This window comes from Acidimicrobiales bacterium, from assembly GCA_035316325.1.
Classification (GTDB): domain Bacteria; phylum Actinomycetota; class Acidimicrobiia; order Acidimicrobiales; family VFJN01; genus DASXTK01.
Map to the genome: position 1 here is coordinate 1 of DATHJB010000008.1, position 7,446 is coordinate 7,446.

General features: G+C 72.3%; 10 protein-coding genes. All 10 read right to left on the reverse strand.

What is annotated here, in order from left to right:
• Positions 1-69: 69 nt before the first annotated feature.
• The gene (locus tag VK611_00845; GenBank protein HMG39836.1) at positions 70-708 is read right to left on the reverse strand and encodes an urease accessory UreF family protein; all 639 of its coding nucleotides are present in this window, start codon (positions 706-708) and stop codon (positions 70-72) included.
• Positions 708-2,417: an urease subunit alpha gene (locus VK611_00850; GenBank protein ID HMG39837.1), complete on the reverse strand. Its 1,710-nt coding sequence runs from the start codon at positions 2,415-2,417 to the stop codon at positions 708-710. Before VK611_00850 ends, VK611_00845 begins: the two co-directional genes overlap by 1 nt.
• Positions 2,410-2,589 carry a hypothetical protein gene (locus VK611_00855; protein HMG39838.1) on the reverse strand — a complete coding sequence of 60 codons (180 nt, stop codon included), beginning with the start codon at positions 2,587-2,589 and terminating at the stop codon, positions 2,410-2,412. The genes VK611_00850 and VK611_00855 overlap by 8 nt, the downstream gene beginning before the upstream one ends.
• A gap of 58 nt (positions 2,590-2,647) precedes the next feature.
• A complete protein-coding gene (locus VK611_00860; GenBank protein ID HMG39839.1) occupies positions 2,648-2,956 on the reverse strand; it encodes an urease subunit beta in 309 nt (102 codons plus the stop codon).
• A gap of 2 nt (positions 2,957-2,958) precedes the next feature.
• A complete protein-coding gene (locus VK611_00865) occupies positions 2,959-3,261 on the reverse strand; it encodes an urease subunit gamma (GenBank protein HMG39840.1) in 303 nt (100 codons plus the stop codon).
• Between the two features lie 31 nt (positions 3,262-3,292).
• A complete protein-coding gene (gene urtE / locus VK611_00870) occupies positions 3,293-4,006 on the reverse strand; it encodes an urea ABC transporter ATP-binding subunit UrtE (GenBank protein HMG39841.1) in 714 nt (237 codons plus the stop codon).
• Positions 4,003-4,812, reverse strand: a complete 810-nt coding sequence (gene urtD / locus VK611_00875) for an urea ABC transporter ATP-binding protein UrtD (GenBank protein HMG39842.1) — start codon at positions 4,810-4,812, stop codon at positions 4,003-4,005. The genes urtE and urtD overlap by 4 nt, the downstream gene beginning before the upstream one ends.
• Entirely contained in the window at positions 4,809-5,969 is a 1,161-nt protein-coding gene (urtC, locus tag VK611_00880; GenBank protein ID HMG39843.1) for an urea ABC transporter permease subunit UrtC, read from the reverse strand. The genes urtD and urtC overlap by 4 nt, the downstream gene beginning before the upstream one ends.
• A complete protein-coding gene (gene urtB / locus VK611_00885; protein HMG39844.1) occupies positions 5,966-6,865 on the reverse strand; it encodes an urea ABC transporter permease subunit UrtB in 900 nt (299 codons plus the stop codon). Before urtB ends, urtC begins: the two co-directional genes overlap by 4 nt.
• Before the next feature lie 23 nt (positions 6,866-6,888).
• Positions 6,889-7,446 (reverse strand): transporter substrate-binding protein (locus VK611_00890; protein HMG39845.1); only part of this gene is annotated, 558 nt, incomplete at its 5' end.

The following is a 7,446-nucleotide window of genomic DNA, read 5'->3' on the forward strand; positions in this document are numbered from 1 at the left end:
CGGCGGCCGGGCCCGGGTCCGGGTGCCGGCAGCAGGGGCGCCTCGTCGTGGAGGTGGGGACGATCGTGGTCATGACGCAAAGAGACGCACCTCCCAGGTGGCGTGGTCCTCGGCGGCCAGCTCCAGCAGCGGCGCCGCGGGGGCGGGGATGTCGCCGTGCCGGGCGGCCTCGGTGGCCGCGGCGGCGACGGCGTCGACCTCCGGGGCCAGCTCGCCCAGCAGGGCGTGGACGCCGATGGGGTCGAGCGACTGGAGCCGGACCGCGGCGCTGGCGGCCCCGGTGACGCTGCCGTGGGCGGCGGCGAGGGCAGCGGCGTCGGGCGTGAGGCCGCCGGCCCGGGCCGCGAGCCCGAGGACGACCGGTTGGTGGGGCCGGAGCGGCAGGTCGTCGTAGAGCCGCGACGGCCACACGCTCCGGGCGGCCCGCAGCAGCTGGCGGCCCTGCCGTCGTGACGCTTCCCGCGCCGCCGGCGACGGCATCCGGGCGTCGGCCGCCCGGTCGAGGTCGTCGAGAGCGGCAGTGAACACCGAGGCAGCGATGGCGGCCGCGGTCAGGCCGGCGGTGTGAAGGCGACCGCGGAGGAACGCGCCCAGGTCGTCCAGCGTGCGGACCAACCCCAGGCCCGCCACCGGCTCGAACCCGCCCGAGTGGGCATGGCCGCCGCTCGGGAGGCGTCCGTCGGCGAGGAGCAGCAGGGTGGCGGACATCAGAAGAGGAAGTAGCGCTGGGCCATCGGGAGCTCGGTGGCCGGGGCGGGCTCGACGAGGTCGCCGTCGATGGTGACGGCGAACGTGTGGGGGTCGACCCGGATGTCGGGGAGGGCGTCGTTGTTGGGCAGGTCGGCCTTGGTGACCGACCGGCAGTCGCGCACCGGTACCAGCGGGCGGTCGACGGCCAGCCGGTCGGCCAACCCGTCCTCCAGTGCCGCCGGGGCCACGAAGGCCAGCGACGTCGCCGCCGGCGCCCGGCCGAACGCCCCGAACATCGGGCGGGGCAGCACGGGCTGGGGGGTCGGGATCGAGGCGTTGGCGTCGCCCATCGCGGCGAAGGCGATCATCCCGCCCTTCAGTACGACGTCGGGCCGCACGCCGAAGAACGCCGGCGACCACAGCACCAGGTCGGCCAGCTTCCCCACCTCCACCGACCCGACCTCGCCGTCGAGCCCGTGGGCCACGGCGGGGGCGATCGTGTACTTGGCCACGTAGCGGCGGGCCCGGGCGTTGTCGGCGGCCCCGTCGCCCGGCAAAGCACCCCGCCGGGCCTTCATGACGTGGGCGGTCTGCCACGTGCGCAGCACCACCTCCCCCACCCGCCCCATGGCCTGGGAGTCGGAGCCGATCATCGAGATGGCGCCCAGGTCGTGGAGGACGTCCTCGGCGGCGATGGTCGACGGGCGGATACGGCTCTCGGCGAACGCCAGGTCCTCCGGGATCGCCGGGTTGAGGTGGTGGCAGACCATGAGCATGTCGAGGTGCTCCTCGACGGTGTTCACCGTGTGGGGCCGGGTCGGGTTGGTGGACGACGGCAGCACGTGGGGCTGCCCGGCGACCGTCATGATGTCGGGGGCGTGGCCGCCGCCCGCACCCTCGGTGTGGTAGGCGTGGATGCCCCGACCGGCGATGGCGGCCAGGGTGTCGGCCACGTAGCCGGCCTCGTTGAGGGTGTCGGTGTGGATGGCCGCCTGTACGCCCGACTCCTCGCACACCCGCAGGCAGGCGTCGATGGCGGCGGGGGTGGTGCCCCAGTCCTCGTGGAGCTTGAAGCCCGACGCCCCGGCCCGCAGCTGCTCCCACAGGGCGTCGGCCGAGACCGTGTTGCCTTTGCCCAGCAGGGCGACGTTGACCGGCCACGGGTCGAGCGCCTCCAGCATCCGGGCCAGGTGCCAGGCGCCGGGCGTGACGGTGGTGGCCTTGGTCCCCTCGGCGGGGCCGGTGCCGCCGCCGATGATCGTGGTGATGCCGGCGCCGAGTGCCTCGGTGAGGATCTCGGGGCAGATGAGGTGGACGTGGCAGTCGATCGCCCCGGCGGTGAGGATCTTCCCGTTGCCGCTGACGATCTCGGTGGACGGGCCGATGACCAGGGCGGGATCGACGCCCGGCATCGTGTCGGGGTTGCCCGCCTTGCCGATGCCGGCGATGCGGCCGTCGCGGATGCCGACGTCGGCCTTCACGATGCCCCAGTGGTCGAGGATGAGGGCGCCGGTGACGACGGTGTCGGGGGCGCCGTCGGCCCGGGTGGCGAGCGACTGGCCCATCGACTCCCGGATGACCTTGCCGCCGCCGAACACGGCCTCGTCGCCGCCGGCGCAGTGGTCCTCCTCCACCTCGATCAGGAGGTTGGTGTCGGCCAGCCGCACCCGGTCGCCGACGGTCGGGCCGTAGAGGAGCGCGTACCGCTCGCGGGTGAGCTCACTCATCGGCGACCGTCCAGCGGACGACGGTGGTGGAGGCGAGGGGGCGGTCGGCCTCGTCGACCTCGTCGACCTCCACGCTCGGTTCCGACGCCGACGCCCGCTTCAGCCGGGCCGACGAGGCGAGCGGGCGGGACGGATGGATGCACCCCTTGGCGATGATCGAACGAGCGGTCACGGCGACGCCTCCCCACATGGCGGACGGACGACGTTCACACTTGGTCATGACGCTTCCATCAGTCGAGTTGGCCGGCAGCCTCGCCGCGGAGGCCGGGGACGATCCTGTGTCCCGAGAGCGGCACCAGGTCGACCTCCCGCTCGATGCCGGGCTCGAAGCGGACGGCGGTGCCGGCGGGGACGGCCAGGCGGTGGCCCCAGGCGGCCTCCCGGTCGAACGACAGGGCCGGGTTCGCCTCGGCGAAGTGGTAGTGCGACCCCACCTGCACCGGCCGGTCGCCCGTGTTGGCCACCACCAACGTCAGCACCGGTCGCCCGGCGTTGATCACCACCGGCCCCTCCCCCACGACGATCTCGCCCGGGATCACCGTCACGGGATCGGCTGGTGGATCGTCACCAGCTTCGTGCCGTCGGGGAACGTCGCCTCCGCCTGCAGCTCGTCGAGCATCTCGGGGACTCCCTCCATCACGTCGTCACGGGTGAGCACCTTGCGGCCCGCCTCCATCAGGTCGACCACCGTGCGGCCGTCCCGCGCGCCCTCCAGCACGAAGCACGTGAGCAGCGCCACCGCCTCGGGGTAGTTGAGCCGCAACCCCCGGGCCCGGCGGGCCTCGGCCAGCTGGCCGGCCACGTGGACCAGCAGTCGCTCCTGCTCGTGAGGGGTCAGCCGCATCGGGCCCTCATGGCGTCATGGCCTCATGCCCTCACACCGCCAGCATCCCGGCGAGGGTGACCTGGTCGGCAGCGGCCGTGGCGCCCGCCTCCACCACCTCGCCCCGGTCCAGCACCACGTAGTGCTGCGCCAGCCGCAGGGCCAGCTCGAAGTACTGCTCGACCACCAGGATCGTCAGCCCGGTCGCCGCCAGAGCGGTGATCGCCGCCTCGATCTCGTCGATGATCGACGGCTGGATGCCCTCGGTCGGCTCGTCGAGGATCAGCAGCCGGGGTCGGGTCACCAGCCCCCGGGCGATGGCCAGCTGCTGGGCCTGCCCGCCGCTGAGCAGCCCGGCCGGTCGCTCGTACAGCTCCTTCACCACGGGGAACAGCTCCAGCGCGGCGTCGAGCCCGGCGCCCCCGGAGCCCGACCCCGTGCGCTCCCACACCACCTGCAGGTTCTCCCGCACGGTCATGTTGGGGAACACCTGGTGGCCCTGCGGGACGTAGCCGATCCCCCGCCGGGCCCGCTGGTGCGGCGCCAGCCGGCCGATCTCCTCCCCCTCGAACCGCACCGAGCCCGACCGCAGCGGCAGCAGCCCCATCACGCTGTTGAGCAGCGTCGTCTTGCCTACGCCGTTGCGACCCATGACGCAGGTGACCGCGCCCGCGGGCACGTCGAGCGACACCCCGAACAGCACCTGCGTCCGCCCGTAGGCGACGTCGACGTCGACCACCTCGAGCGCAGGCGCCGGCGCGGTCACGACGCCACCTCGGTCGACGCCTCGTCCTCCAGGGGGGTCACGGCCACGGTCGTCACCGATGCCGCGCGATCGTGGGAGCGGCCCAGGTAGACCTCCCGCACCTTGGGGTCGGCCTGCACCTCCTCGACGCTGCCCTCCCGCAGGAGCCGTCCCTCGTGCAGCACCGTCACCTTGCGGGCGTAGCGCCGGAGGAAGCCCATGTCGTGCTCGATGACCACCACGGTGTGGTCGGCGGCCAGCTCCTCCAGAAGGTCACCGGTGTCGGACCGCTCCTGGGCGCTCATGCCGGCGACGGGCTCGTCGAGCAGCAGGAGCCGCGGCTGCTGCACCAGCAGCATCCCGATCTCCAGCCACTGCCGCTGCCCGTGGCTGAGCACGCCGGCCGGCCGGGTGGCCACGCCGGCCAGCCCGATCTTCTCGAGCGTCGCCCCCACCTCGGCCGACGCCCGCCGGGCCACCCGCAGCCGGGTGACGAACGGGCGGCGGAACGACTCGGCCAGGTCGAGGTTCTCCACCACGGTCAGCGACTCGAAGATCGTGGGCGTCTGGAACGACCGCCCGACGCCCTTCCTCACGATGGCGTGCTCCCGCATGCCGGTGATGGGGTGGCCGTCGAACTCGACGTGACCGGCGGTGGCCTTCGTGAGGCCGGTGACGACGTCGAGCAGCGTCGTCTTGCCGGCGCCGTTCGGGCCGATGAGGAAGCGCAGCTCGCCCTCGTCGACGGCGAAGTCGAGGCCGTCGATGGCCTTGAACCCGTCGAAGCTGACGGTGAGGCCCCGCACCTCCAGCAGGGGGACGCTCATGTCGCGGCCACCTCCGCCTCCTTCCGGGGCAGGAGCGCCACGGCACGGTCGCGGCCGGAGCGCAGCAGCCCGACGACGCCGCCCGGCAGCCAGGCGATCACGACCACGAACATCAGGCCCTGCAGGTAGACCCAGTCGTCGGGGCGGCTCTCGCTGAACGACGTCTTGCCCCAGCTCACCAGCAGCGCCCCCAGCACCGCGCCGTAGAGGGTGCCGCGGCCGCCGACCGCCACCCAGGCGATCATCAGGATCGACGGCAGCACCGTGAACTGGTCGGGGGCGACGATGCCGATGATCGGCGCCGCGAACGCGCCGGCGAGCCCGGCCATCCCGGCGGCGACCACGAACGCCACCGTCTTGGCCCGCGCCGGGTCGTAGCCGAGGAACCGCACCCGGTCCTCGTTGTCGCGCAGCGCCACCAGCAGGCGGCCGTAGCGGCTGCGCACCAGCTGGCGGCCGACGAGCACCACCGCGATCAGCGCGCCCGCGGCCAGCCCGTAGAGGTACCGCGAGGTGCCGGGCTCGTACTTGGAGCGCCCGAAGATGGTGGAGAAGTTGGTGAGGCCGTTGGTGCCGGCGGTCACCTTGAGCTGGCCGATCAGCAGCAGCCAGAACACCAGCGCCGTCGCCTGGGTGAGGATGGCGAAGAACGGTCCCCGGACGCGGCGGCGGAACACCAGCCAGCCCAGCAGCCCGGCCACCACCATCGGCACGACCACCGCCAGGATCCACGCCGCCCACAGCGACTGGAACGGTTGCCAGATGAGAGGCAGCGACGTCTGGTCGCCGTAGAGCGACATGAACTGGGGCACGGCGCCGTCGGGCACCTGTTCGAGCGACAGGTACATGCCCATCGCGTAGGCGCCGAGCCCGAAGAACACGCCCTGGCCGAGGGCGAGCATGCCGCCGTAGCCCCAGGCGATGTCGAGCCCGACGGCGATCATGGCGTAGCAGAGGTACTCGGCCCACTGGCGGGTGCGGGTGGGGTCGTCGAGGACGTCGGGCCAGGCGAACAGCACCACGGCGAACAGCACCAGCGCGCCACGGGCGATCCAGGGGTTGACGGCGTTGGCCGGCCGCAGGCTGACGGCGGCCGTCGTCGCCCCGTCGGGGGCCGTCGTCGCGACCTCCGTCTCGGGCACGGTGGCGGCGGTCATGTCGCCAGACCCCTCGTGCGGAAGGCGACCAGGCCGTTGGGACGGAACTGCAGGAAGGCGACGACCAGGATGAACACGATCGCCTTCCCGAGGCTGGCCGTCGTGAAGTACTCGCTGAAGGCGTTGGTCATCCCCAGCGCGAACGCGGCGATGACCGCCCCCCGCAGGGTGCCGAGCCCGCCGACGATCACGACCAGGAAGGCGTCGATCACGTAGTCGGTGCCGATCTGCGAGCCGATCGACCCGATCAGCGACACGGCGACACCTGCGACGCCGGCCAGGCCGGAGCCGAGGAAGAACGTCACCGCGTCGACCCGCCGGGTCGCCAGGCCCGACACCGACGCCAGGTCACGGTTCTGCATCACCGCCCGCATGCGTCGACCCTGCGGCAGCTTGGCCATGAACGCCCACACCCCCACGATCACCACCAGACCCAGGGCCATGATGAACAGGCGGCGGTGGGGCATCGTGAACCCCAGGAGGTCCCAGTTGCCGCGCAGCCACGTAGGAGTGACCACGTCGACGTTGGGAGCGCCGAACCGGTCCTTGGCCGCCTGCTGCAGGATCAGGCTGACCCCGAAGGTGACCAGCAGCGTGTCGAGCGGGCGGTTGACCATCCGGGAGAGCAGGGTCCGCTCCAGCAGCAGACCCAGCGCCCCGGCGACGACGAACGCCAGCGGGAGCGCCACCACGAACGCCGCTCCTTTGGCCCCTGCGAACAGCCCGATCTCCGTCTGCAGCACGTAGGGGGTGTAGGCGCCGGCCATGATCAGCTCACCGTGCGCCATGTTGATCACCCGCATCTGGCCGAAGGTGAAGGTCAGGCCGAGTGCCACGAGCAGGAGGATCCAGCCCAGGCTGAGGCCGTTGAAGACTTGTTCGAGGTAGTCGCTCACGCTGACGTCCCTTCCTCAGGTCGCTACTCGGCGGCCGCGTGGGCGGCGTCGCACTCGCCCTGGGCGAGCCCTTCGGCCCACGGGTAGTCCTCCAGGCAGGGGTCGGGCTCGATGGGACCGTCCGACGCCCACACCTCGTCGATCAGCCCTTCGGCGTTGATCTGGCCGATGCGGGCGGTCTTGGAGATGTGCTGGTTCCAGTCGCTGACGGTGATGGGGCCCTCGGGCGTGTCGAGCTCCAGGCCCTTGGCGGCTTCCTTCACCGCGTCGACCTCGAAGCTGCCCGCCTTCTCGACCGCCGCCGCCCAGATGTAGACGGCGTTGTAACCCGCCTCGATCGGGTCGGCGACCACGCGGTCCTCGCCGTACTCGGCCTTGAAGGCCTCCACGAACTCGGCGTTCTCGGGCGTGTCGGTGGTCTGGTAGTAGTTCCACGCCACCAGGTGGCCGACGATGTTGTCGACGCCGATGCCGCCGACCTCCTCCTCGGCGATGGACACCGAGAGCACCGGCATCTTGTCGGCGGTCAGACCCAGGTTGCGGTACTCCTTGAAGAAGGCCACGTTGGAGTCACCGTTGAG